The 25,440-nt window shown below is 38.8% G+C and carries 20 protein-coding genes; 16 read left to right on the forward strand and 4 right to left on the reverse strand.

From position 1 onward, the window contains the following. On the forward strand, window positions 1-2,952 hold the full coding sequence (gene dnaE / locus BLS35_RS01925) for a DNA polymerase III subunit alpha (RefSeq protein WP_090777211.1): 2,952 nt from the start codon (window positions 1-3) through the stop codon (window positions 2,950-2,952). A gap of 77 nt (window positions 2,953-3,029) precedes the next feature. Then, entirely contained in the window at window positions 3,030-3,269 is a 240-nt protein-coding gene (locus tag BLS35_RS01930) for a hypothetical protein (protein ID WP_090777213.1), read from the forward strand. Here the strand turns inward: BLS35_RS01930 and BLS35_RS01935 are convergent, their stop codons facing one another. After that, window positions 3,270-3,737, reverse strand: coding sequence for an Lrp/AsnC family transcriptional regulator (locus BLS35_RS01935; RefSeq protein WP_090777215.1), 468 nt, complete (start codon window positions 3,735-3,737; stop codon window positions 3,270-3,272). Between the two features lie 179 nt (window positions 3,738-3,916). Between BLS35_RS01935 and BLS35_RS01940 the strand changes: the two genes are divergently transcribed. From BLS35_RS01940 to BLS35_RS01970, 7 genes are all read left to right on the forward strand, one after another. After that, window positions 3,917-4,777, forward strand: coding sequence for a sigma-70 family RNA polymerase sigma factor (locus BLS35_RS01940; protein WP_090777217.1), 861 nt, complete (start codon window positions 3,917-3,919; stop codon window positions 4,775-4,777). A gap of 12 nt (window positions 4,778-4,789) precedes the next feature. Further along, window positions 4,790-5,392: an alpha-ketoglutarate-dependent dioxygenase AlkB family protein gene (locus BLS35_RS01945; protein WP_090777219.1), complete on the forward strand. Its 603-nt coding sequence runs from the start codon at window positions 4,790-4,792 to the stop codon at window positions 5,390-5,392. A 96-nt stretch (window positions 5,393-5,488) separates the two neighbouring features. Beyond that, on the forward strand, window positions 5,489-6,091 hold the full coding sequence (locus tag BLS35_RS01950) for a TetR/AcrR family transcriptional regulator (RefSeq protein ID WP_090777221.1): 603 nt from the start codon (window positions 5,489-5,491) through the stop codon (window positions 6,089-6,091). Window positions 6,092-6,152: 61 nt separating this feature from the next. Beyond that, entirely contained in the window at window positions 6,153-6,584 is a 432-nt protein-coding gene (locus BLS35_RS01955; protein ID WP_090777223.1) for a DoxX family protein, read from the forward strand. Between the two features lie 49 nt (window positions 6,585-6,633). Continuing rightward, a complete protein-coding gene (locus tag BLS35_RS01960; protein ID WP_090777225.1) occupies window positions 6,634-7,236 on the forward strand; it encodes an LEA/WHy family protein in 603 nt (200 codons plus the stop codon). A 141-nt stretch (window positions 7,237-7,377) separates the two neighbouring features. Continuing rightward, window positions 7,378-9,816: a PIG-L family deacetylase gene (locus tag BLS35_RS01965; RefSeq protein ID WP_090777227.1), complete on the forward strand. Its 2,439-nt coding sequence runs from the start codon at window positions 7,378-7,380 to the stop codon at window positions 9,814-9,816. A 158-nt stretch (window positions 9,817-9,974) separates the two neighbouring features. Then, window positions 9,975-11,687, forward strand: coding sequence for a sodium:solute symporter family protein (locus BLS35_RS01970; protein WP_090777229.1), 1,713 nt, complete (start codon window positions 9,975-9,977; stop codon window positions 11,685-11,687). Here BLS35_RS01970 and BLS35_RS01975 read toward each other — a convergent pair. After that, window positions 11,684-12,496 carry an alpha/beta hydrolase gene (locus tag BLS35_RS01975; protein WP_090777231.1) on the reverse strand — a complete coding sequence of 271 codons (813 nt, stop codon included), beginning with the start codon at window positions 12,494-12,496 and terminating at the stop codon, window positions 11,684-11,686. The genes BLS35_RS01970 and BLS35_RS01975 overlap by 4 nt on opposite strands. Before the next feature lie 21 nt (window positions 12,497-12,517). Further along, entirely contained in the window at window positions 12,518-13,018 is a 501-nt protein-coding gene (locus BLS35_RS01980) for a DinB family protein (RefSeq protein WP_090777233.1), read from the reverse strand. Between the two features lie 135 nt (window positions 13,019-13,153). Here BLS35_RS01980 and BLS35_RS01985 point away from each other — a divergent pair, with 135 nt between their 5' ends. The 3 genes from BLS35_RS01985 to BLS35_RS01995 all read left to right on the forward strand — a co-directional run bounded on the left by BLS35_RS01985 (window position 13,154) and on the right by BLS35_RS01995 (window position 17,529). After that, complete coding sequence (locus BLS35_RS01985; RefSeq protein ID WP_090777235.1) at window positions 13,154-15,484, forward strand: TonB-dependent receptor; 2,331 nt, start codon at window positions 13,154-13,156, stop codon at window positions 15,482-15,484. 4 nt (window positions 15,485-15,488) lie between these two features. Further along, on the forward strand, window positions 15,489-16,271 hold the full coding sequence (locus BLS35_RS01990) for a DUF4249 domain-containing protein (protein WP_254778610.1): 783 nt from the start codon (window positions 15,489-15,491) through the stop codon (window positions 16,269-16,271). A 64-nt stretch (window positions 16,272-16,335) separates the two neighbouring features. Then, window positions 16,336-17,529 carry a GAF domain-containing sensor histidine kinase gene (locus BLS35_RS01995; protein ID WP_090777237.1) on the forward strand — a complete coding sequence of 398 codons (1,194 nt, stop codon included), beginning with the start codon at window positions 16,336-16,338 and terminating at the stop codon, window positions 17,527-17,529. On the opposite strand, the gene BLS35_RS02000 is transcribed toward BLS35_RS01995, so the two are convergent. Next, window positions 17,530-18,396, reverse strand: coding sequence for an aldose 1-epimerase family protein (locus tag BLS35_RS02000; protein WP_090777239.1), 867 nt, complete (start codon window positions 18,394-18,396; stop codon window positions 17,530-17,532). It abuts the gene before it with no gap. A 240-nt stretch (window positions 18,397-18,636) separates the two neighbouring features. On the opposite strand from BLS35_RS02000, the gene BLS35_RS02005 reads away from it, so the two are divergent. The 4 genes from BLS35_RS02005 to BLS35_RS02020 all read left to right on the forward strand — a co-directional run bounded on the left by BLS35_RS02005 (window position 18,637) and on the right by BLS35_RS02020 (window position 25,431). Continuing rightward, window positions 18,637-19,203 carry an RNA polymerase sigma factor gene (locus BLS35_RS02005; protein WP_090777241.1) on the forward strand — a complete coding sequence of 189 codons (567 nt, stop codon included), beginning with the start codon at window positions 18,637-18,639 and terminating at the stop codon, window positions 19,201-19,203. An 82-nt stretch (window positions 19,204-19,285) separates the two neighbouring features. Further along, a complete protein-coding gene (locus tag BLS35_RS02010) occupies window positions 19,286-20,275 on the forward strand; it encodes a FecR family protein (RefSeq protein ID WP_090777243.1) in 990 nt (329 codons plus the stop codon). Window positions 20,276-20,451: 176 nt separating this feature from the next. Beyond that, a complete protein-coding gene (locus BLS35_RS02015; protein ID WP_090777246.1) occupies window positions 20,452-23,934 on the forward strand; it encodes a SusC/RagA family TonB-linked outer membrane protein in 3,483 nt (1,160 codons plus the stop codon). A gap of 21 nt (window positions 23,935-23,955) precedes the next feature. Then, window positions 23,956-25,431 carry a RagB/SusD family nutrient uptake outer membrane protein gene (locus BLS35_RS02020; RefSeq protein WP_090777248.1) on the forward strand — a complete coding sequence of 492 codons (1,476 nt, stop codon included), beginning with the start codon at window positions 23,956-23,958 and terminating at the stop codon, window positions 25,429-25,431. The last annotated feature ends 9 nt before the right edge of the window (window positions 25,432-25,440 follow it).

A 25,440-nucleotide genomic window follows, 5' to 3' on the forward strand; every position in this document is an offset into this window, starting at 1 on the left:
ATGTACCTGAATGTCCATTCTCAATATAGTATGCGCTATGGCACTATGCCTATAAAAAAGCTGGTAGAAGAAGCCGGTTTTTGTGGCATCACACAAATGGTCATTACCGATATCAATAATTCTACCGGGGTAATGGAGTTTATGAGGGAATGCGATAAAAAGGGCATTAAACCCATTGCGGGGATGGAATTTAGAAGGGATAAGCAATTGCTTTACATCTGTATTGCCCGAGACAAGGAAGGAATGAAAGAAATTAATGATTTCCTAACCTGGCATAACCTGAAGCAAAAGCCATTGCCCGATAAAGCCAGACCGTTTAAAAATGCAGTGATCATTTATCCTTATAGTCTCTATGCCGAGGCTTGCGTATTAAATGAAAATGAGTACCTGGGAATTCGTTTTGATGAACTTCACGGCCTTCATGGAAAAGACATCAGTCCCATAAAAGATAAGTTTGTGGTATTACAGCCTGTTTTTGTGGCCGATAGGATAGAGTACCGACTGCACGAGTACCTGCGTGGGATAGATTTAAATACTTTGCTGACCATGGTAAAGCAGGACGATAAATGTAGTAACACCGACAAGTTTTTACCTGCTGGCGAGTTGGAAGCAAAATTTAGTAAATACGCCTTTATCCTTGACAATACAAAGAAGTTAATGGACGGGTGTAAGATGGATTATGCGCGGGGTAAAGTGCACTTAAACCGTAAAACCTTTACCGGAAATAAGGACGATGATAGAGCGCTATTGGAAAAGCTGGCGATGGATGGGATGGTTAAACGCTATGGGAAAAATAATAAAGTAGCGCTAAAAAAGGTAAAAGACGAACTGAAGGTGATAGAGGATCTGGAGTTCTGCGCCTATTTTTTGATTACCTGGGATATTATTCGGTATTCTACAGGCAAAGGGTATTATCATGTAGGGCGTGGATCGGGCGCCAATAGTACTGTTGCTTTTTGCTTGCGCATTACTGATGTTGATCCGCTCGAACTGAATCTATATTTTGAACGCTTCCTGAATGCCCAGCGAACTTCTCCACCGGATTTTGATATTGATTATTCATGGGACGAGCGCGAAGATGTACAAGATTATATTTTTAAACGCTATGGTAAGGACCATACTGCATTACTGGGTACCATATCTACCTTTAAAGACCGTTCGGTAATTCGGGAGATCGGTAAAGTAATGGGCTTGCCAAAGGAGGAAATTGATGGCTTTACAGATCCGGCAAGAGCAGCGGTAAATAGAGCCAATGGTACCTTTAAAAAGATCATGGCTATATACGAGTTAATGGGAAATATGCCTAATCAGCGGAGTATTCATGCCGGAGGAGTATTGATTTCGGAAGAACCAATTACCTATTATACGGCCCTGGATTTACCTCCAAAAGGAATGCCTACAGTGCAATGGGATATGTACGAAGCAGAAGCGATAGGTTACGATAAATATGATATTCTAAGTCAGCGGGGTATTGGACACATCAAGGAAGCGGTAAGGCTGGTGGAAGAAAATCAGCAACGTAAAATAGACATCCATCAGGTGAGGATGTTTATGAAAGATGAGAACCTGAACAATAAATTAAAGTCAGGGAATAGTATTGGTTGCTTTTACATAGAGTCCCCAGCTATGCGACAACTGCTAACCAAAATAGGTTGTGAGGATTATCTGACGCTGGTGGCAGCAAGCAGCATCATCAGGCCAGGAGTAGCTCAATCTGGTATGATGAAGACCTATATTCAGAATTACCATAATCCTGAAAATGTAAATTACTTGCACCCTGTAATGAAGGAGCAGCTTGAAGATACTTTTGGCGTAATGGTATATCAGGAAGATGTAATCAAGATTTGTATCCATTATGCCGGTATGAATGGAAGCGATGCGGATATTTTGAGAAGAGGAATGAGTGGGAAGTATCGATCAAAGATGGAGTTTAACAAGTTGGTGGATAAGTTTCATGATGGAGCTAAAGCATTAGGTCGACCTGAAGCCATTACAGCTGAGGTATGGCGGCAGGTCTTTTCTTTTGCAGGATATAGTTTTAGCAAGGCGCACTCTGCAAGTTTTGCTGTAGAGAGTTATCAAAGTTTGTTCTTGAAGACTTATTATCCTCAGGAGTTTATGGTTGCTGTACTGAATAATTACGGTGGTTTTTATACCCGTTGGTTATATGTACATGAATTGCAAAAGGCAGGTGCAAAGGTTCATTTGCCTTGTGTAAATGTGAGTGCCGCTGTGGTGTCCATTAAAGGGAGCGAGGCATATTTAGGCTTTATCGGAATACAAGGCCTGGAAAGTAAATTCTTTGAACTGATTACAGAAGAACGTAGGCTGAATGGTGAATTTACTGGTTTGGAAGATTTTGTAAAGCGCACAGGTATGGGCTTGGAGCAAGTGGTGATATTGATCAGGGTAGGAGCTTTTAGATTTACAGGTAAGAGTAAAAAAGCACTGCTTTGGGAGGTGCATTTATTGCTTGGGGCCAAGGCCAAGCCCCTTAATGATGCCGAGCTTTTTCATATAGAAAGTAAGCATTATAGGTTGCCTGAACTGGTAAATACCAAACTGGAAGATGCTTACCATGAACTGGAGTTACTAGGTTTTCCCCTTAGTCTCTCTATGTTTGATCTGCTAAAAACGGATTACCGAGGAGATGTACGTACGGATAACCTGATTCGTTATGTAGGGCAAACAGTTAAAATGGTAGGATTGTATGTCTGCGAAAAAACGGTACATGCAAAGAATAATAAAAAGATGTGGTTTGGTACTTTTCTGGATGCCGATGGAAACTTCTTCGATACTACACACTTTCCAAATCATACCCCCATCTATCCTTTTAGAGGAAAAGGCTGCTATTTGATATTAGGTAAAGTAGTAGAGGATTTTGGTTTTCCAAGTATTGAAGTGATTCGTTTTGCCAAATTGCCGATTAAAGAGAATCCGGTTTTGGAATAGATGGATAGGGTGGTAGATAAATACTATTTGATAATTAGACGAGTTACCCTTTTAATAGTGTAGGTTTGATTAAAAAAATGGAAGATTTAAGACACAATATAAATCCTAACGATTTAACGCAAATGCACAAGTTAACTGATCCTGAGCCTGCACTTAGGGTAGGGGAAACTGTTGAGTATGACGAGGATTATAATGGGGCAATACCTTCGTTAGATAGATTTAAGAAATACCTTGATCGCTTTTATGAATACAAACTGATTAAAGGAAAAGAAAATCCAGTTGATTTTCCACTATATAAAATAACTGCTATTAAGTAATTAAAGTGGGTATGCGGTTTCTGTTTTAATTTCAGACATCACAAAGAAACTTTGTACAGTACCAATATTGCTTAGCTGTGCCAGTTTGCTTCTTAAAAAATTATGATAGGCATCCATATCAGAGATCACAATCCTGAGGATGAAATCAAAGGCTCCGGTCATGTGATAGCATTCCATAACTTCAGGGAACTTTACTACCTCTTTTTCAAAGCTACTTAGTGCACTATCGGTATGCTCCTTAAGTTGTACCTGAGAGTAAGCAATCAGGCTTTTGCCAATTTTCTTCCCATCCACGATAGCAACCGAACGTTTAATGTATCCTTCGGATTTTAATCTTCTTACCCTTTCGTGGATGGTTGCGGTGGATTTGTTCAGTTCCAATGCCAATTGCTTGTTACTCAGTAGCGCATCCTGTTGTAAAAGTCTTAAAATTCCGATGTCTGTCTTGTCTAGATTTGGGGTATTCATTACCAGTTGATTAGATGAAAGTGTGTATCGTACACTGAGATTTCGAAACTAATAAAAAAAAGGCTATTTAAAATAAGATTTCCGTAAAAAGTGTAAATTTTTTGAATCATTTCCGTAAAATAATCGGAAATGAGCGTTATCCATTGATCTAAAAATCATTTCTTCTGACCTTGCTCGCGATGAGACAATTAAAAATAGAGCAGTCCATTACCAACCGGGATTCGGACTCAATCGAAAAATACTTGTATGATATTGCGAGAATTGACCTGCTGAGTGTTGAAGAAGAGATCGTGCTCGCTCAGAAGATCAGAAATGGGGATCAACTGGCATTAGATCGGTTGGTAAAGTCTAATCTCCGTTTTGTGGTTTCGGTGGCTAAGAAATACCAGAATCAAGGTATTCGCTTGTCAGATTTGATTGCAGAAGGCAATTTAGGATTGATTAAAGCAGCCCAACGCTTTGATGAAACCAAGGGTTTTAAGTTTATCTCTTTTGCTGTATGGTGGATTCGTCAGAGTATTATGCTGGCAATAGCGGAACAAAAAAGAATGGTTCGCTTGCCTGCTAATCAAATTGGTGGCATTATGAGGATCAATAAGGCTATGAGTGAATTGGAGCAGCGCCTGGAAAGAATACCAAGTCTGGAAGAGGTTTGTGAATTTATTGAATTACCGGAAGAAAAGGTAGTTGATTATCTCTATCATGCACCAATGACCACTTCACTTGATGCTGTGATTGCCGAAGAGTCTGGTTTTACGCTAGCCGAAACGATTGAAGACACTAATGTAGAGAAGACAGATAATACTGTATTGCAAAGTTCTGTTTCGGTTGATATAAAGCGCCTAATGAAAAGACTACCAGAGCGTGAAAAAGAAATCCTATCTATGTTTTATGGACTGGGAGGGAATACCGCTATCGGTTTGGATGAGATTGGCTGCAAGATGAAACTGGGTAAAGAACGCGTAAGACAGATTAAAGATAAAGCCCTGAAAACGTTACGTTCAGAAAAACCGAAAGCATATATGATGGAATATATCTAGTATATTTACTAGATGGATAAATCACTGTATCTGGATCATCTAAATCTGTTGCCAATTCCAGGAGAGGTGTTTTTTTACCCCGATTTTTTTGATGAAGAAAGCAGTGATAAGTATTTTAACTACTTGAATACAGCGATCGATTGGAAACAAAAATCTACTAAGGTATTTGGTGAAAAGATCTTACTGCCGCATTTTACTGCTTTTTATGGAGATGAGGGCGTTAGCTATAGTTACGCTGGAAATACAATGCACGCATTACCATGGACAGATGTGTTGCGGAATATTAAGCAGGATATAGCTCATAAATTTGACGTTGATTTTAATAGTTGTCAGCTTAGCTATTACCGCAATGGGGAAGATAGTTTAGGCTGGCATCGTGATAATAAAAAGAGCTTGGGAACTTATCCCTTTATCGCTTCGGTTAGCTTTGGTGCACCGAGAATATTTCAATTTCGGAATTATAGAGATAAAATTCCGATTATTTCAGTTGACCTTATTCATGGTAGTTTGTTGATCATGAAAGCTGAAACTCAGCATTTATGGGAGCATAGATTACCTAAAACAATCCTTCCCACAGGACTTCGTATCAATTTGACTTTTCGCCTGATCAAATAATATTTGTTGTATTTAAGTCAGAAAATAGATATAGCTTTTGTAACTATTATTTTAGCCATTACATTTGTTAACACTGTTAACTAAAATATATGGCATATGGGAATAGCGGAAAGAAAAATTAGACAGAAGGAGGAGTTCAGAGCAAGTATACTGGAGGCTGCATGGCTTCAGGTATTAACAGATGGCTGGCAATCTTTGTCGATTCGTAAAATTGCTGATGCTATTGAATACAGTATCCCAGTTATTTATAACCACTTTGAAAATAAAGAAGCTATATTGCTGGAGTTTACCAAAGAAGGTTTTCAAAAACTAGGCGAGGCACTTCAACAGGTTAAAGATCAACATCAGGAACCCGCTGTGCAGTTAGAAGCAATGGCACATGCTTATTGGGATTTTGCCTTTGATCATCAGGAGTTTTATCAGTTGATGTTTGGTTTGGGGATTCCGGCTTGTGAGAAGGTAAATCAGATTTCGGAAATGAAAAACATGACAACGATTATGATTTCGACCATCCAGGAGACGATTGCGACAAGCCCAAATAAGGAGGCTGATTTTTTCCTTAAGTACCATACTTATTTATCTATCCTTCATGGTTTGGTGTCTATCCAAATGATGAGAAAAGATGGTAAGCCTACGGAGGAGAATCGTAAGATACTACAAGACGCCATATCTGGATTTATCAAATCTTTGCTAATTTAATCAATATCTAATTTAACATCTTAATCATCCATATTTTAATCACCAACAAACAAATTTCTCTATGAAAAGACTATTTAACACCAATTTTAATAACGCATCTCTGCATTTTATGCTACTTGTTTTACGTGTAGGTATTGCATCTTTTATGATTGTTCATGGTTATCAGAAACTAGGATGGCTTATGGCAGGTGGCGAAATTCAATTTGGTGACCCAATAGGAGTAGGTATGGCGGCCTCCTTGTATTTAGCTGTTTTTGCCGAATTTTTCTGTTCTATTTTTTTGTTACTAGGTTTAGGGACCAGATTAGCGCTCATACCACTAATCATTACAATGGTAGTTGCCGTATTTATTGTACACGCGCCAGATGGCTTTGATAAGAAAGAATTGGGCTTACATTACCTACTGGTTTACGTTTTCTTATTGATATCTGGTCCTGGAAAATACAGCATTGACAACATTATTAGTAAAAGGTTATACAGTCGCAAGCGCTAAATATTTATATCTTACATATCATTTTGAATCAAATACCGTTATAGCTGTTATGAAGAAAATATTGCTATTGTGTCTCGCTACTGTTGTTATATCAAGTTGTGGTATAAATAAACAGGCGCAGCAAATTAAAGCGCTCGAAAAGTGCAGGTACAAGATCACTTCTGCGGATCAAGTTACTCTTGGTGGGGCGGATGTGAAAAAGATGGTCATCAATCAAGATATTAATCTGGCTAGTCTACCTGGATTAGCATTAGGTTTACTTAGAAAAGATGTTCCCTTGAGAGCCCGGTTAAATCTGGAAGTTCAAAATCCGACTGGAGATGATGCTTCGATCAATGAATTTGAATATAAAATTTTGATCAACAAGCAGGAGTTGGCTACAGGTTTTGTGAACCAGGCCTTAAATGTTGCTGCGGGTAGGTCTGCTACTGTACCTGTTGATATGGAAGTAAACGTTTACCCATTTATTTCCAACAGTAAAGTAATGGGAGAGATTAGTGATTTTCTTAAAAGCGGTAAGAATGGTGGCCCTGAAAAGAAAGGCATCCTTACGCTTAAGATCAGACCTAGCATTAAAGTTGGAAACACCTTGGTAAAATACCCTGGGTTTATTACAATAGATAAAGAAGTGAGCAGTAAGATTCTCCTATAAAAATTGTAGTACTATTGCAGTATTGTTACTGACTAGTTTGCAATTAAAACTTCAGATTAATGATTTTTGATTAATTTCGAATGATCGTGGTTGTGCATAGTAAGACAATGTACAACCACAATAATCATTTAAAATTTGAATATGAAGTTTCGCTTATCATTGCTCCTTTTTGCTGTAATCATTCCTTTTTTTAGCTGGGCACAAAATATGCAGCAATTAAATGCTGCAGAGATAAAACAAGGCCTTGAGGCACTAAATGTTACCGGAAGCGTGCTGTATATCGCTGCACATCCAGATGATGAAAATACCAGATTACTGACTTATCTGGCTAAAGAAAAAAAGGTAAGAACCGGTTATCTATCATTAACCAGGGGTGATGGCGGGCAAAACCTGATTGGTAATGAACAGGCCGAGTTATTGGGCCTAATACGTACACAAGAACTATTGGCCGCCCGTCGAATGGATGGTGCAGAACAATTCTTTACAAGAGCCAATGATTTTGGCTTTTCTAAAAATCCAGAAGAGAGTTTTAAAATCTGGGACAAGACAAAGATTCTTTCAGATGTGGTTTGGGTGATCCGTAAGTTTCAACCCGATGTTATCATTACACGTTTTCCTGAAGATGCACGTGCAGGACACGGTCATCATTCCGGCTCCGCAATATTGGCTCGTGAGGCCTTCGCGGCTGCTGCAGATCCTAAGCAGTTTCCAGAGCAATTGGCTTTTGTAAAGCCATGGCAAGCAAAAAGGATTGTATGGAATACATTTAACTTTGGAGGCAACAATACTACTGCCGAGGATCAAATGAAGATCGATGTTGGGTTGTATAATCCTCTGCTAGGTAAAAGTTATGGAGAAATAGCTGCAGAGAGTAGGTCTAATCATAGAAGTCAGGGCTTTGGTGCTGCAAGACAGCGCGGAACGGGTATAGAATATTTTACACCTGTGGCAGGTGAAAGAGCAAAGGGGGATATATTTGATGGTATAGATTTTACATTGAATAGAACACCTGGAACTGCTGCTATTCAACAATTATTGGCAGAGATCAATGCTGAATACAATGTTGCCGATCCTTCAAAATCAATCACTAAGCTTTTAAAATTAAAACAGCTGGTAAAAGGAAAGCCTTTTAAGCAGGATCTGCTAGATGATTTGATTCTGGCTTGTGCAGGTGTTTGGCTTGAAAGTTCTGCAACACACTCTTCCTACGCCCTAAACGAACCAGTAAATGTAAAAGTGCAGGGAATTGCAAGAGTAAAACCGGGATTTCCAATGACTATTACAATGGAGGAAGTAAACAGCGGTACCTCATTTGATTTGTCTCCAAATAAGTTTGGAACTCAGGATAAAGTAATTTCAACAGCGAATGTTGGCATTACTCAACCTTACTGGCTTGAAAAACAACATCCAATAGGTTCTTTTATAGTCGATTCACTTTTGCTAATTGGGATGCCTCAAAACAGGCCAGCGCTAATGGCAGTATTTAAAATCAAAATAGGTGATCAGATCATAGAAAAGAAACGTCCGGTGGTTTACAAATATACCGATCAGGTACGTGGAGAGGTTTACCAGCCATTGGTTATCGCAGCACCTGTAACTGCTACACTTTCTGAGAAAGCCTTTATTTTTAATGGTAATGAAGCCAAAAGCATCTCAGTATTGTTAAAGAGTTTTAAAGACAACGCATCTGGAGTATTAGCTCCGCAAGTACCTTCGGGATGGAAGGTAAGTCCTCAGAAGATAGACTTTACATTGGCTAAAAAAGGAGATGAACAATCGGTAATGTTTACGGTTACGCCTGCAGGAAATACTACAGGTGGCAATTTGTTGTTGAATGTGCTGGTTGATGGGCAAACCTATAACAAGGGGCTTCGTGTAATTAGTTATGAGCATATTCCATTGCAAACACTTTTTCCTTTTGCTGAAGCCCGCTTAGATAAAGTAGATTTAAAATTTGCTGGAAAACGTATTGGTTACGTCGCTGGTGCGGGTGACCTTGTGCCTGAATCTTTAAAGCAAATAGGTTATGACGTAGTTAGCTTGACTGAGCATCAGGTAATCAACAGTAATCTGTCAGGTTTTGACGCGATCGTTACCGGAGTGAGACTGTACAATGTGAATGACCAGATTAAAAATATGCAACCTAAGTTAATGAAGTATGTAGAGAATGGTGGAATTTTGTTAATTCAGTATAATGTAAATAGCCCTTTAAAGATTGATAATATTGGTCCTTATCCCTTTAAATTGTCACGCGATAGGGTTACGGAAGAAGATGCAAAAGTTACTATCCTTGCGCCTGAAGACCCGGCTTTAAATTATCCTAACAAAATTACGGCTAAGGATTTTGATGGTTGGATACAAGAGCGTGGCTTGTACTTTGTTACTGATGCAGATCAGAAATATACACCAATCCTGAGTATGAATGACAATGGCGAAAGTGCTAAAACAGGATCGTTAATTGTTGCCAATTATGGAAAAGGCAGGTATGTATATACCGGTATTTCCTTCTTCAGACAATTACCTGCTGGTGTTCCTGGTGCATACCGTTTATTCGTGAATTTATTATCCACCAAAAAATAATTAATCTACCAATCATATATGATGGAGCAGGAACCAATGGGTGAAAAAGAACAGGATTTGCCTCCTTTTGTTAAAACTTGGAAGCAGTTTTATCGACTATTGATCGGTTGGCTGGTGTTTTTAATCCTATTTTTTTACGCTTTTACTAAATATTTCGAATGAGTGTTATAGATTGGTCTGTCTTAATCATTACACTTGTTGTAATTGTAGTTTATGGCGTTTATAAAAGTCGCGGTGCCCATAATATTCAAGGATATTTGTTGGGTAATCAGTCGCTGCCATGGTACCATGTTTGTTTATCAGTGATGGCTACGCAAGCCAGTGCGATTACTTTTTTATCGGCACCGGGGCTGGCTTATTCGTCGGGTATGAGTTTTGTGCAGTTTTACCTGGGCTTACCCTTGGCAATGATTGTTTTGTGCATCACCTTTGTGCCTATATTTCATCGTTTAAAGGTTTATACTGCATACGAGTATCTGGAACAACGATTTGATTTGAAAACAAGGGCGCTAACGGCATTTCTTTTCCTAATTCAGCGTGGACTTTCTACAGGAATAACGATTTATGCACCCTCTATTATTTTATCGACTATATTAAATATCAACACTACTTATACCACACTATTTATTGGTAGTTTGGTTGTGTTTTATACTGTATATGGTGGTACTAAAGCTGTTTCATACACACAAATGCTACAAATGAGTATTATCTTTTGTGGTTTGTTTGCAGCTGGAATAATGGTGGTCCACTTGCTTCCGGGGGATATTGGATTTAGTAGAGCCATCAGCATCGCTGGAAAAATGGGCAGAACCAATGCTATAGATTTTAAACTTGATTTAAATAATCAGTATACAGTGTGGACAGGTTTAATAGGTGGTTTCTTTTTGCAGTTGTCTTATTTTGGGACAGATCAGAGCCAGGTTGGACGATATTTGTCTGGCGCCTCGGTTAGTCAGAGTAGATTGGGTTTATTGATGAATGGCTTGGTGAAAATACCGATGCAGTTCCTGATATTACTAATTGGAGTGCTTGTTTTTGCTTTTTATCAATATAACAGACCACCTATTTTTTTTAACAGTTTTGAGTTAAATAAACTGGAAACGAGTAAATATGGGCCGGAACTGGATAAGATTAAAGTCAATTATAACCGTGCGTTTGATGAAAAACAGGTGGAGGTAAATAAGATGAATGCGGCACTTGACGCCGATAACAAAGCACTTATTGATCAACAGAGAACTGCTCTGCGCCTTGCTGATGAGAAGGAGAAGGCAATCAGAAAAGAGGTGACAGATTTAATGTTAAAGAATGATGATCAGGCCAATACTAAGGATAACAATTACATCTTTTTAAGTTTTGTAACCCAATATTTGCCAAAGGGATTAATAGGGCTATTAATTGCTATCATTTTCCTGGCATCTATGGGCTCTACGGCAAGTGCATTAAATTCACTGGCTTCGACAACTGTTATTGATATCTATAAGCGGTTGATTAAAAAGGATGCTACGGATCATCAGTATTTGCAGGCATCGCGTTTAGCAACTGTGTTTTGGGGTGTAGTATGTATTGTAATGGCTTTATATGCAAGCAAGATTGGTAATTTATTGGAAGCAGTAAATATTCTAGGGTCCTATATTTACGGAACTATTCTTGGTGTTTTTCTGGTTGCATTTTATGTGAAGCGGGTAAACGGAAGAGCTGTGTTTTTTGCAGCCTTACTAACTGAGGCTATAATTATAGTATTGGGAAGATCGGAATTTGTAGCTTATTTATGGCTCAATGTAATTGGTTGTTTGTTGGTGGTATTGATAGCATTGATCATTCAGCAAATTATCAATGCCGGTAGATCAAATGTGAAGCGGGAAGGGGCTTAGCCTTTTAGCCAGTCTGCTACATACTGTAGCACTTGTGCACTTTCTGGTTCATTATGCATCTCATGATACAGGTTGTCCCATTCTTTATAAGTGAGTAGCTTGGCAGGTGCACGTTTGGCAAACAGGCGAGAACCCTCTACTGCTGTAAATTCATCGGCGCTACCATGCATTAACAGTGTGCGGATCTTCAGTTGGTCTGCATGTTCCAGGCACCAGACCCCGTTCTGTATCATGTCGTTGGCTAGCCGGAAGCTGATTTTATCATGGCGCAAGGGATCATTCTCAAACTTTTCTATGGCTAATGGATCATGTGAGACTTTATTGATATCCAGCCCTTGAGAGATACGGAAGTTAGGTGCGATAGCGGTGAATACCTTTAGTGCCCCCTTAAGTAAAGGGCCTGGGCGCGTACCAATAATTAGTGCTGGGGCAGAAATAACTGCAGCTAGTATTTCCGGTTGTCGTTTAAGTAAGAACCCTGTTAATACGCCTCCACCCATGCTATGACCAAACATAACAACGGGTTTGCTGAATTGAGTTTTTACATGACGTAAAAAGGCTTTTAAGTAATCAAACATGAATTCAAAGCCTCGGGAAGCACCTTTATGGCCATCAGTTTTACCATGACCATAATGATCAATACCGATAACTGCATAGCCTTGTTGCACAAAAAAAGCAGCTACTTGGTCATAACGTCCGATGTGCTCCCCGATGCCATGTACGATGATCATTACCTTATCGAATTTTTGAGGTAGCCAATGGATACCATGAAATTGAGTTTGTTTAAAAGTCCAATAAAATTCAGTCATAAGGCCGGCGTTTTATTAAGATTAGTCCATTGCCGGTAAGCCCATTGCAATCCATTCTTCTTTCGAAGGTCCATATAGTCCCGGTACTGGTAAACCTAATATACGCATAATTACAGTCATTTGTCCACGATGATGTGTTTGGTGTAACAATAAGATTTGTAAAATTTTTCCTTTCATCCATTCGTCGCCATACATAGGTACAAGGTCTTCGAGGGAGGAATCTGTCCATTTTAAACGTACGGCACGACAAAGGAGTTCTGAATTGGTCTTGTAGATTTCGGCTATTTCATTCATCGTCTCCGGAATAGCTTGATGCTCTAGTAAATCTTCTGCGAGTAATCCTGCACGTTTACCCATTTCTGTAATGGTCTGCGTTAAATGCCAGGCCAACCTGTCTAAGGTGCGTACATGTTCATGAACTTGTGCAGCTTTAGCCTCAGCACTGATTAAACTAAAAATTTTTAAAGTAAATTCCTCTTCGTTTTTCCAGTCTTTCAGGAAATCATCAATTTTCCGGTACATCTTAATTCGTTTTATTTGAGTAGCTAATTTCCTAAAGATTAATCCGAACTGCAAATTTTAATATCAACAATGCTAATATTTGGATGGCTTGTCTATACGGTAATTCTTTCTATTTTTACAACTCACGATGTGATTATGCCAAACACCTTTAGAATTATACTGATACTACTTTTTATAATTACCCAACCAGGATTTGTCTTTGCCCAAAATAAAAAAACTGTTAATGGAAATGTGACGGACGCAAAAACCGGTGAAACACTAATCGGTGCCAGCGTAAAGTTGACTGGTAGCGCTACGGCTGGAACGGTAACGAATGCTTATGGTTTCTATTCAATCAATACACAAGAGGGGACGTACGAGATTTCGGTCAGTTTTATTGGATATAAGACAATAAAGCAGAACCTAAATGTAGCTAAAGATACCAGGATAAATTTTGTGCTGGAAGAAGATAACCAATTAAATGAGGTGGTGATTGCTGCCACTAAGCGGAATGAAAATGTAAGTAGTCCGCAAATGGGCTTACAAAAAATCGATGTCAAAGACATCAACAGTGTACCTGTACTATTGGGAGAACGTGATGTGCTTAAAACGCTGCAATTGCTTCCGGGCATAAAATCGGCTGGGGAGGGCAATAGCGGCTTTTACGTAAGGGGGGGGGCTACGGATCAAAACCTGATTCTTTTGGATGAAGCTCCAGTTTATAATGCTTCGCACTTGCTGGGTTTCTTTTCTACATTTAATTCCGACGCGATAAAAGATGTAAGTGTATATAAGGGCGGGATGCCAGCACAATATGGAGGCCGATTGGCTTCGGTGTTGGATATTAAAATGAACGATGGCAATAGGAAAACCTATACTGTTGAAGGGGGTCTTGGCCTGATCTCATCAAGGTTAAAAGTAGAAGGCCCTATTGTGAAAGACAAAGGTTCATTTATGATTAGCGCCCGTAGAACTTATATGGATGCTTTTTTGAAGTTATCATCCGACAGTTCTGTAAATAGTAATACCCTCTATTTTTACGATTTTAACGCAAAAGCGAATTACCAGATAGATGATAAGAATACGATATACCTAAGTGGTTATTTTGGTAGAGATAAGCTGGGTATAGCGGATACTTTTGGTTTCAACTGGGGGAATGCAACGGTTACATTGAGGTGGAACCATTTATACAGCAATAGATTGTTCTCTAATACTTCTTTAATCTATAGCAATTACAACTATGTGATTCAGAATCTTATGGAAGAGAATAACTTTGAAGTGAATTCTTCCATAAAGGATTTTAATTTAAAGCAGGATTTTGAATATAGTTTAAGCAATAGCCATAATTTAAAGTTTGGGGTAAATGCCATTCACCATACTATCGCCCCTGGTAAACTTACCGCATCAGAAACTTCTAGTGTAAATCAAACAACTTATGAAGACCGTAAAGGGCTTGAGTTGGCTGCTTATGTTTCGGATGAATGGGCTGTTAGTGATCGGATGAATCTGGTTTATGGATTGCGTTTAAGTAGCTTCTCATTAATGGGGCCTGGCAATATCAAATCCTACGATACAGAGGGAAACATCATCGATACTAAAGCTTATAAAGCTGGGGAGTTTGTGAAAAGTTATTTCAATCTGGAGCCAAGATTGTCGGCTAGTTATCAGTTAAGTAATTCAAGTTCATTAAAAGGTGCCTACACCAGGAATATCCAAAATGTACATTTGATGTCGAATTCAACATCTACTTCGCCGACAGACCTTTATATTATGAATAGCAACAACGTAAAACCGGAAATTGCTGATCAGGTTGCTTTGGGCTATTTCAGAAATTTTAATGACAATAACTATGAGTTTTCGGCGGAGGTATATTACAAATGGATGCAAAATCAGATTGAGTATCGTAGTGGTACTGATTTGCGTGGTAATGGGAATGTAGAGGCTGATTTGTTGTATGGTGATGGTCGGGCTTACGGACTAGAGTTGTTTTTTAAGAAAAGATTTGGCCGTTTTAATGGTTGGGTAGGCTATACCTGGTCGCGTACAGAAAGGCAATTTGATGCCCTTAACAATGGGAGATGGTTTTATGCGAAACAAGATAGAACGCATGACCTGTCGCTTGTGGGTATTTATAAAGCCAGTCCACGCTGGACCTTCTCCTCTGTTTTTGTTTACAACACAGGTAATGCCGTTACTTATCCAAGTGGTAAATATCAGATTAACGATCGAACCGTTTTTTATTATACCGAAAAGAATGGATACAGAACACCTGCATATCACCGTTTAGATGTTGCAGCAACATTGGAAGGTAAACCAGGGAGAAGATTACAATCCAGTTGGTCATTTGGGATTTATAATTTATATAACCGTCAAAATGCTTTTTCGATTGATTTTAAGGATAATCCGGATGATCCAACCAAGACTGAAGTGGTGCGAACCACCTTATTTGGAATTATCCCTTCGGTAACATGGAATTTTAAATTTTAGTAAGATGAGACCTATTTTATTTATAGCAATTTTTGCAGGAATGTTACTTAGTGGTTGCGAGAAAGTGATTGAGCTTAAGCTAGATGATTCGGCTCCTGTAATAGTTATTGACGGGGGGATAAATGATCAGAGCGAAAATCAGATTATTAAGATATCTAAAACATATAGCTTTAGTGAACCTAATAAGTTTAATGGGGTGACAGGGGCAAAGGTGGTGGTTACCAGACCAAACATGTCGACTGTGACCTATACAGAAGTTTCGCCGGGTATATATCAATCCGTTAAAACCCGGGGTGTTCCGGGCAATAAGTATACACTAGATGTTACTATAGATGGTAAAAAATATAGTGCAAGCTCAATGATGCCAGCAAAGGTAGTGCTAGACTCGCTTACCTTTAAACAGTTTAATCTTTTTGGTAAAACAACCACTTATATAGCGGTTAATTATAAAGACCCGGTAGATGCAGTAAATCAATACCGCTATGTTTTAAAAGCGAAAGGGAAAATAGAAGAAGATATGGTGAGTAATGATCGTTTTAATAATGGGAATAAAGTTTCGGATGTAATTTTTTACAAGCTGGAAGATTTAGTAGCGGGAGATAGTTTAGAAGTAGAGTTTCAATGTATAGACCCAAATGTTTATCGTTATTTTTATAGTTTAAAGCAAAGTAGTGGGCAGGGTGGGCCGCCTGTAGCACCTTCCAATCCGGTTTCAAATTTTAGTAATGGAGCATTGGGCATCTTTAATGCTTATACAACAAGCACGCGAACTGCCGTTATTAAGTAAGGGGATATTAATTTGTTTTACCAAGGAACAATGTTAACTTTATGGTATCTCTATTATGAATCTCATGGCTATACAAACAGATCAGGAACTGATTTCGGTTGAAGAAGAAAGAATTAAAGCCTTACATAGGTACGACATCCTTGATACTCCCCCAGACAATACTTTTGATACACTGACAAAATTGGCTGCAAAGCTTCTTAATGTTCCTGTCGCAATCATTAGTTTGGTTGATACACACCGGGTTTGGTTTAAATCAAAGTACGGAGTAGATGTACAGCAGATGGAACGTGAAGAGGGCTTATGTGCAAATGTAGTTTCATCAGACGATTTTTATTTGGTAGAAAATGCAGTCACAGATCCCCGTACTATGGGCCATAAACTGGTAGTAGGCCCTTTTGGATTGAGATTTTATGCAGCATTCCCACTTAAAACCAAGGATGGATTTAACCTGGGCTCTTTTTGTATTATCGATAAAAAACCAAGAGTACTCTCTGTCGATGAACAAGAAATTTTAAGAGATCTGAGAGACATTGTAATGGAGCAGATAGAACTAAAACTTACTTCGAGGCTATCAGTGGCACAGCACAATCAGATTTTAAATAGAACAGCTCATGACCTCAAAAATCCATTAACTACGATACCTGTTCGTGCCGATCTGATTAAGCTTAAAAAAAGTGATCCTGTTATTGTTGACGCGATGTGTGATCAAATCAAAATTGCCAGTTTAAATATGGTAAGTATCATTGATGAACTATTGCAATCTGGCAGTATGGAAGCTGGTGAGATTAGATTACTTCTTATAAAATTAAACGTCTCTTACCTGGTAAGCAATGTAGTGGCTATGAATCAGCCCCTCGCAGAAAGAAAGGGACAAACTATCCATTTTGCTCCTGAAATGGATATCTATATCAATGCTGATGAGGGTAAATTAAATGAGGTTATAGATAACCTGATCAATAATGCCATCAAATATGCACCTTTAAATACCAATATCTATGTACGGGTGAGTACCTTAAATGGTAGAGCTGTAATAGAGATTGAAGATGAGGGACCAGGTTTAACAGCTGATGATAAAACGCAATTGTTTCAACGTTTTACGCGATTGAGTGCGCAACCGACTGCTGGAGAGCATTCAACCGGGCTAGGCCTTTCCATTGTAAAGGTTTTAGTTGAAGCTCATGGCGGCTGGATTTTTGCCGAAAGCGAAGGTGAAAATAAAGGCGCTAAGTTTACGGTTCAGTTACCTGGCGTTAAATAATTAAAAGCATTCAATTTCCCATGTTCTGCTCCAGCTTTTGTCTGGGGCGAGGGAGATAATGCCCTCTTTTTTTTCCAGATTTTGCTGATGGTCAACGCCATCGGCAATGCCACACCAAGGTTCCAGACAAACAAAGTCTGCATTTTTTGCCGCCCAGATGCCAAAGAATGGAAAGTCTTTAAATTTAAAATGAAGGCCGTAAGGGTTTTTATCGCTGGCGATAGAGATACAGTCGCTCTTTAAAGATTTAAAAACCAATGCATCTTCATAAAAAAGTTCGTGCCGTAATGGTAGTTTTTCATCCTGTAGTTCCATTTCAACTGTTTCATTTGCAATAAGGTCTTCGCTGATTTTATGGTAAGCTAAGACCTGGTCTTTATTAAATTTCAGAAAATAGTCAGTGTACTGTAGGTCGTCCTCGATTGGGACTCTAAACGCAGGGTGTGCTCCAATAGAAAAAAGGAGTAAGCCATCGGCTGGATTGCTTACCTCATAAGTGCAGGATAATCCCGATTCATTTAAGATATACCGCAATCGTAACACAAAGTGAAAAGGGTATACTTTTAAGGTCTCATCATTTTGCGTAAGTGTAAATACGACCTCAGTATTGCTCAGTTGAAGAGGTTCGAAATCATAGTCTCTTGCAAAACCATGTCTAGATAGTTTGTATTCCTTGTTCTCAAAATAATAGGTGTTGTTCTTTAAAGAGCCCACAATAGGAAAAAGAATAGGGCTAAACTTCCCCCAATAGGTAGGGTTTCCGCTCCACAGATAATCTATGTTGTGTTTTTTGCTTTTTAAACTTTGTAGCTCCGCACCTTTATTGGCGAAAGAAGCTATTAAATGCTCGTTTTCAAGGAAAATCATATGGGTAAAAATATAAAAAACAAATTAGTGTAAAAAAAACTAAATTAATACTATTAAAATAGTCGACTTTAATTACCTTGGCTTCCAATTAAAATATCTGGTATTTAAATACTCATTTTTGATATTACGTTTCATAAAATGTAATTTAGAGGATACAAATAGAATCGGTGGGGTATAAACACTGGCGGATATTTATGGTTTTAATAAATAGGGATAAGGGATTCCTTTTGAAGTGCATTAATGGTAACTAATCTTAACATGAGCGATCAGGATCTGCTGTCTTTATTCAAAGGCGGAGATAGAGCCGCTTTTAAGATGATTTATGAGCGTTACTGGCAATTGCTATACGTTTCGGCCTGTAAAGTTTTGAAGGATGAAGAAGAAGCTAAGGACGTCGTTCAGGAAGTTTTTATATCTCTTTTAAATAAAGGTGCCGATTTGGAAATCAATGTTTCTTTTTCATCCTATTTGTATACTGCGGTAAGGTATAAGGTATTCGATTATATCAGTCGTAAGAAAGTGCGCCAGAACCATCTTGATACTTTGGATAATTATGTCTCTGCGGGTAACCTTTGCACAGATCATGCTTTGCTAGAAAAGGAGATCAATGACGAAATGGAAAAGGAAATTCGAAATCTTCCTGAAAAAATGAGAATCGTGTTTGAGATGAGTAGAAAAGCTGAGCTTTCTCATAAGGAGATTGCGGATACCTTAAATATTTCTGACAAAACAGTAAAGAAGCAGATTAATAATGCGATAAAGTTGCTCAAGCCAAAGTTTACAAATCATTATTTCTTTCTTTTTTAACTTTTTTTCACATTCTTCTACTACCAAACTGCTTCTTGCCCGACATGTACTAAATCAAAACTGTTTTTTGATGATTTAAAAAATGAAGAAGAAGTTTTCTAAAGATATATTTGAGCGTTATACTGCCGGAAATTGCACTGAAGAAGAGCGGGCAATAATGGATGGCTGGTATTTGAACGAGCTGAAGCAAAATGAGAGGAGACCTGCTGATGATCAAATGTTGCTGGCAAAGGAAGAGATGTGGAATAACATTAAACCTAAACGCAATATTATCCCACTGATCAGATGGGCATCGATAGCTGCAGTAGCAGTTTTGGCTATACTTTTCGTTTATAAATTTAAAAATAACACAAGTCCTAAACCTGTTGTTGAGCAACAGATGGTTAAGCAGCAAGCGACTGAAGAATTAAAAGATGAAGTGTTGTTTGCTTCTAAGGTGGAGAATAGTATGGTAAAGCTGTCAGATGGTAGTATAGTGATTATGCAAAAGGGAAGTAAACTGACCATCTTGGCTGCATTTAATAAGAAACATACCAGAGAAGTTGAGCTGGAAGGCAAAGCATTCTTTGATATTGCTCACAATCCCTCTAAACCTTTTATCATTTATTCCGGAAAGGTGAGGACTACTGTATTGGGAACTGCCTTTGATGTGACCGCTATTCCTGGGGCTAAAACGGTAAAGATTAATGTGATTAGAGGATTGGTGGAAGTGAAAAATATAAAGTCGAGTTGGATAACCTATCTGAAGAAGAATATGCAGGCTGTTGTTGATCAAACCACAGATAAAATTTCTCGTAAAGTTATTGATGCCGAAAAAGAGCTGTCCTGGAACCATCAGGATCTTGAATTTAAAGATATTTCTATAGGGGACGCAAAAAGCAGACTTGAGGATAAGTTTGGCTATAAAATTTCAGTGCAGGATCCTGAACTGAGGAATGCAACTTTCAACTATTCGATGCGGGCTAATGAATCCGCAGAATCCTTTATTAAGAGTATTTGTGCCTTTATTGGTGCATCTTATACGATAAATCATAAAAATAATACCATATCAATTCAACCTTTAAACCAATAAATCATGAAGAAATTCTACTCAGACACTACAAACTCAACATAAAAAAGGATAAGGTGATTGTTAAATATTGCGAGTATTCAACAGTCTGCCTTATCCCGGGGCTATTCCATTTAGAATGGAAACCCATCATGTAATTCCAAGCAAAGAGTTTAGTAATCACATAAAAAAACTAAAATATGAATTTTTCTGCAAATGCAGCAAGATACGGGGATCCTATTTTCCGGAAATACCAACATGCCTTAATTTACTGTATGCGTATAACCTTACTTGTAAGCTTCGTTATATTGCTCTCACTCCAAATGGTCTATTCCTCGTCGGCGAAGGGACAGGCTATGGAGAATATCAACGTAAGTATAAAATTAGAAAATGAAGACCTTATCGGGGCGATAAAAAAGATAGAACAGCTAACCCCTTTCCGCTTTTTGTACCGTACGGCCGATGTTAAAAGTATTGATAACCTGAATATCAATGCCAGGTCGATCAGTGTCGCACATTTAATGGAGCAATTGCTTGCGGGTACCTCCTTATCGTTCAAGCAAATTGATGATAGAATCCTGATTACTAGGTATGTCTCAGGGAAAGTGCCTAGCTTAATTGTACGCGAAAACAACGCTTCTTATGCATTGATAACGGGAACTGTTTTTGACGCTAAAACCAAAGATCGACTTGTAGGCGTTACGGTACGGATAAAGAATGGAAGTGCCAGGGCACTAACTGATGCCAGGGGTAACTTTCGGATCAGTGCAGAGATGGGGGATATACTCTTGATCAGTTACATTGGTTACGAGACCCAGGAAGTGACGGTAACTAAACCGGTACTGGAAATCCGTTTGGAAGAATCCGCGCAATCACTAAAAGGAGTAGTTGTTACCGGTATCTTTAGCCAATCGAAAACTACTTTTACGGGGGCAGCCAGAACTTTTAATGCCCAAGAGCTGTCAAAAGTGTCGAACAATAACGTGCTTTCTGCGTTGAAGTCGCTCGATCCGTCATTTCAAATGCCTGAAAACCTGAACATCGGCTCTAATCCTAACGTTCTTCCTGATGTCGTACTGCGCGGTGGAAATACACTTTTAGACATTAGTACACCCGGAAACAGTAATCCATTCAATTATCAGTCCGCACCAAACGCGCCATTGTTTATTCTGGATGGTTTTGAAACTACTTTGCAGCGGGTTAATGATTTGGATATGAATCGAATTGCAAGCGTTACTATCCTAAAGGATGCTGGTGCTACAGCCATTTATGGATCAAGGGGAGCAAATGGTGTAATTGTTATCGAACAGAACCGACCAGTAGATGGTAAGTTGAGAGTAAGCTATAATGCCAGCATGACTATTGAAGCGCCTGATCTAACGGGTTATAACTTATTGGATGCTCAAGGGAAATTTGATTTGGAAGACCGTTCAAATGCTTTTATTGACAGTTGGAATTTCAAACAGGACCAATTGGATCTTTATCGCGAATCTCGTTTAAGAGCAGTGAAAGAGGGGGTAAATACTGACTGGATGTCTAAACCCCTGAGAACTGGCGTTGGACAGAAACACAATGTTTATGTAGAGGGCGGAGCCGATGCCGTATCTTATGGACTTAGTTTAACTTATGATCGGAATGTTGGTGTGATGAAATCTTCTGACCGGACCACCACTACAGCCAATTCTTTTTTATCTTATCGTATCAAAAACTTTCAATTCAGAAATGATCTGACCTTGAATTTTAATAAGGCTAATAACTCGCCTTATGGATCGTTTAGACAATACACCCAACTAAATCCTTATTGGAGTCCATACAACGCTGACGGTACTTTAAAGGTGTATCTGGAGACCATTATAGATCCGCAGACAGGAATTAGGTTAACTAACTTCGATAATTATAATAATCTGAATGGTTATATAGGACGTCCGCTTAACCCACTTTATAATGCTTCGTTAAATATAAAAGATCAAACTTCTTTTAGGGGGATTACCAACAATTTTGAAACCAGATGGCAGGCTAAAGAATGGCTTCGCTTAACAGGGCGTTTATCTTACACCACTCAAAACGATGAGTCTGATATTTTTCTTCCTGCTCAGCATAGTTCCTTCGCAGAAAAGCCAACATTTGAAAAAGGATCTTATACAAAAGGGCTAGGCAAAAATCAACGTATAGAAGGGTTTTTGACTGCTGAGGCAAATAAGAACTTTGATAAGCATTTTCTCTCGGCTTCGGCTACGTTAAATGTAAAAGAAAACACATTCGACACGCAGTTTATTCGGGTAGAGGGTTTTCCAAATCCAACATTAGATGAATTGATTTTGGGTAATCAATATCCATCTGGGGGGAAGCCAACCGGCACAGAAGGGATTTCGAGATCTATAGGAACGCTTGCCCGCGTAGCTTATTCTTATGATAACAGGTATCTTTTTGATGCAACTTTTAGACTGGATGGTTCCTCGTTATTTGGATCTGATCAGCGCTATGCGCCATTCTGGTCTTTGGGCGCAGGTTGGAACATTAAAAATGAATCCTTCTTAAAAGATAATGATCAGGTGAATGAATTTAGGTTGAGGTATACCGTTGGTACCACCGGATCTGAGAGTTTTGAGAGCTTTAAAGGAGTAACCACCAGTCAGTATTATACCGATAGGGAATACCGTGGTATTATTGCTACTTATTTACTGGGTTATGGAAATTCTGCACTGGCATGGCAAAAGACTTTTAAACAAAATATAGGTTTGGATCTGACTTTGTTTAGAAACCGACTATCATTAAATGCTAATTACTTCATAGAACAGACAAAAGGAAGTATTGCCTTTATTTCAAGCGCTCCATCATCAGGATTCTATGGGTATTATGATAATATGGGGGATGTGGTAAATAAAGGTTATGAACTTTATGGTCGCTTTAATATCATTGCGAACCCGGCAAACAGAAACAACTGGTCGGTATTTGCAAACGCATTCCATTTTAAGAATACTATTGAAAAAGTTTCAAAAACAATTGAGGCATTGAATAACAGGTCTAATACTGTTAGTTCAACTACACCACTACCGCGATACGCTGAAGGTCAATCTAAGAATGCGATCTGGGCAGTAAAATCATTAGGGATAGATCCTGCGTCGGGTAATGAATTGTTCCAAACACTGAATGGAGACGTTACTACAATATACAATCCTGCTGACCAGATGATTGTTGGCGATGAAACACCGACGTTACAGGGAACTTTTGGTACGAATATGGAGATTAATGGTATTGGTTTTAACGTTTACCTGCGCTTCAATTTTGGGGGTGACTCTTATAATCAAACGTTGATTGACAGGGTAGAGAATGTGAATGTTAATTATTATAATGTGGACAGTAGGGTAGCCAGCGACCGTTGGCAGAAACCTGGCGATGTTGCCTTCTTTAAAGGGATTTTGGATTACACCGGAACACCATTAAATCAAGCCAGGACTTATGCTTCTTCAAGATTTGTGCAAAAGAACAATTTCCTGGCCGGTGAAAGTGCATCTGTATACTATCGTTTTGCTGACAAACTGAATAAGAAACTGGGGTTGCAAAATACAAAGGTTACGTTGTTTACCAACGACCTGTTTAGACTGGGTAGTATCAAACGGGAGCGTGGTTTGGATTATCCTTTCAGTCACTCCTTTACCTTACAGTTACAAACAACATTTTAATCGGTAAAACACCTGAAAATTATGAAAAGTATAAAATATATAATCCCTGTTTTATTTGGCTTACTGGCAGTGTTTAGTTCCTGCAAGAAATGGCTGGATGTGAGTCCAAAAACACAGGTGAAAGAAGAGGTGCAGTTTAGCACCAGACAAGGTTTTATAGATGCCTTGTTTGGTATTTATCAAACTGCGGCAAAAACAACAGGTTATGGCAGGAATATGAGTTTTGGATTTGTAGACATCCTGGCTCAGCAATATTCTGGCATGTCTGTAGGTTCGCCATTTGGGACCGTAGCAAGGTACAATTATACAGATACAGCCTCAGAAAAGAGGATCAGCGAAATATTTTCAAATAGTTATGGAGCCATAGCACAAGCCAATTATATATTGAAAAATATAGATAACGGGATATTGGATCAAAGTAGCAAGCAGATTATACAAGGAGAAGCCTTGGGAATGCGTGGATTTCTACATTTTGATTTGGTGCGTTTGTTTGCTCCAATTTATAACGGAGGAGCAAACGCGACGGTTTCGTCTTTAGCGTATCTAAAGGCCTTTACGGTAGTGCCTCAATCGAGACTCCCATTAAAGGATTACCTCGATTTAATTGAATCGGATCTGAAGGCGGCAGAAGGACTATTGTCTGCAAATCAGGATATAGATCAGATTGCCGGAAATCAAGGGAGCACAAGTGCAGATTTATTTTTGATGTTCCGTCAGAACCATTTGAATTATTGGGCCGTAAAGGCTACACTAGCCAGATTGTACCAATATAAAGGCGACAAGGTAAATGCCTTGAAGTATGCATTGGAGGTAATCAATAGTACCAAGTTTAAGTTTGTAGCTCAACCTTCATTAATTGTAGATCCGTTGCAAGTGACATCAGACCTTACATTTAGCTCAGAGCATGTGTTTTCGTTTTATGTTTCTGGGTTGAAGAAGTTGGTTGATGATTCCTTTAAATCTTCTGCCTCCTCATCTTTTTACGGCGATACACGTGATTTTTACACCGCTAAAGCTACGCTCGAATCCACCTACCAAGGTGGGATAGTAGGTTATGGAACTGATATTCGTAAGGTAGGTGTTTCCAAAAGTCTATGGAACGAGATCAATACAAGTATAGTTTACACCAAGAAATATTATAGCGATAATGACAAGAGTGTAACACAGCGTTTAATTCCGGCCATCAGACTTTCCGAGATGTATTACATCGCTGCTGAAGCAGCACCAACTTTAGAGGATGGGATGAAGTACCTGAACGTGGTAAGGGCAGCCCGCCTGATCCCTGAGTTACCTATACCTGCAAGTCAGGCTAATCTTGAAAGCGAGATTACGCTCGAATATCGCAAGGAATTTTATGCTGAGGGACAGTTGTGGTATTACTACAAGCGGAAGAATATATTGAATATTCCGAATGGAGTGGCTAACCCAATGAATGCAGCAAAATATGTGTTGCCGCTTCCTAACGACGAATTGCAATTTGGATCATCTGGAATTTAAATTAAAGAA

The sequence above is a fragment of the Pedobacter sp. ok626 genome, from assembly GCF_900100435.1.
Classification (GTDB): Bacteria; Bacteroidota; Bacteroidia; order Sphingobacteriales; family Sphingobacteriaceae; genus Pedobacter.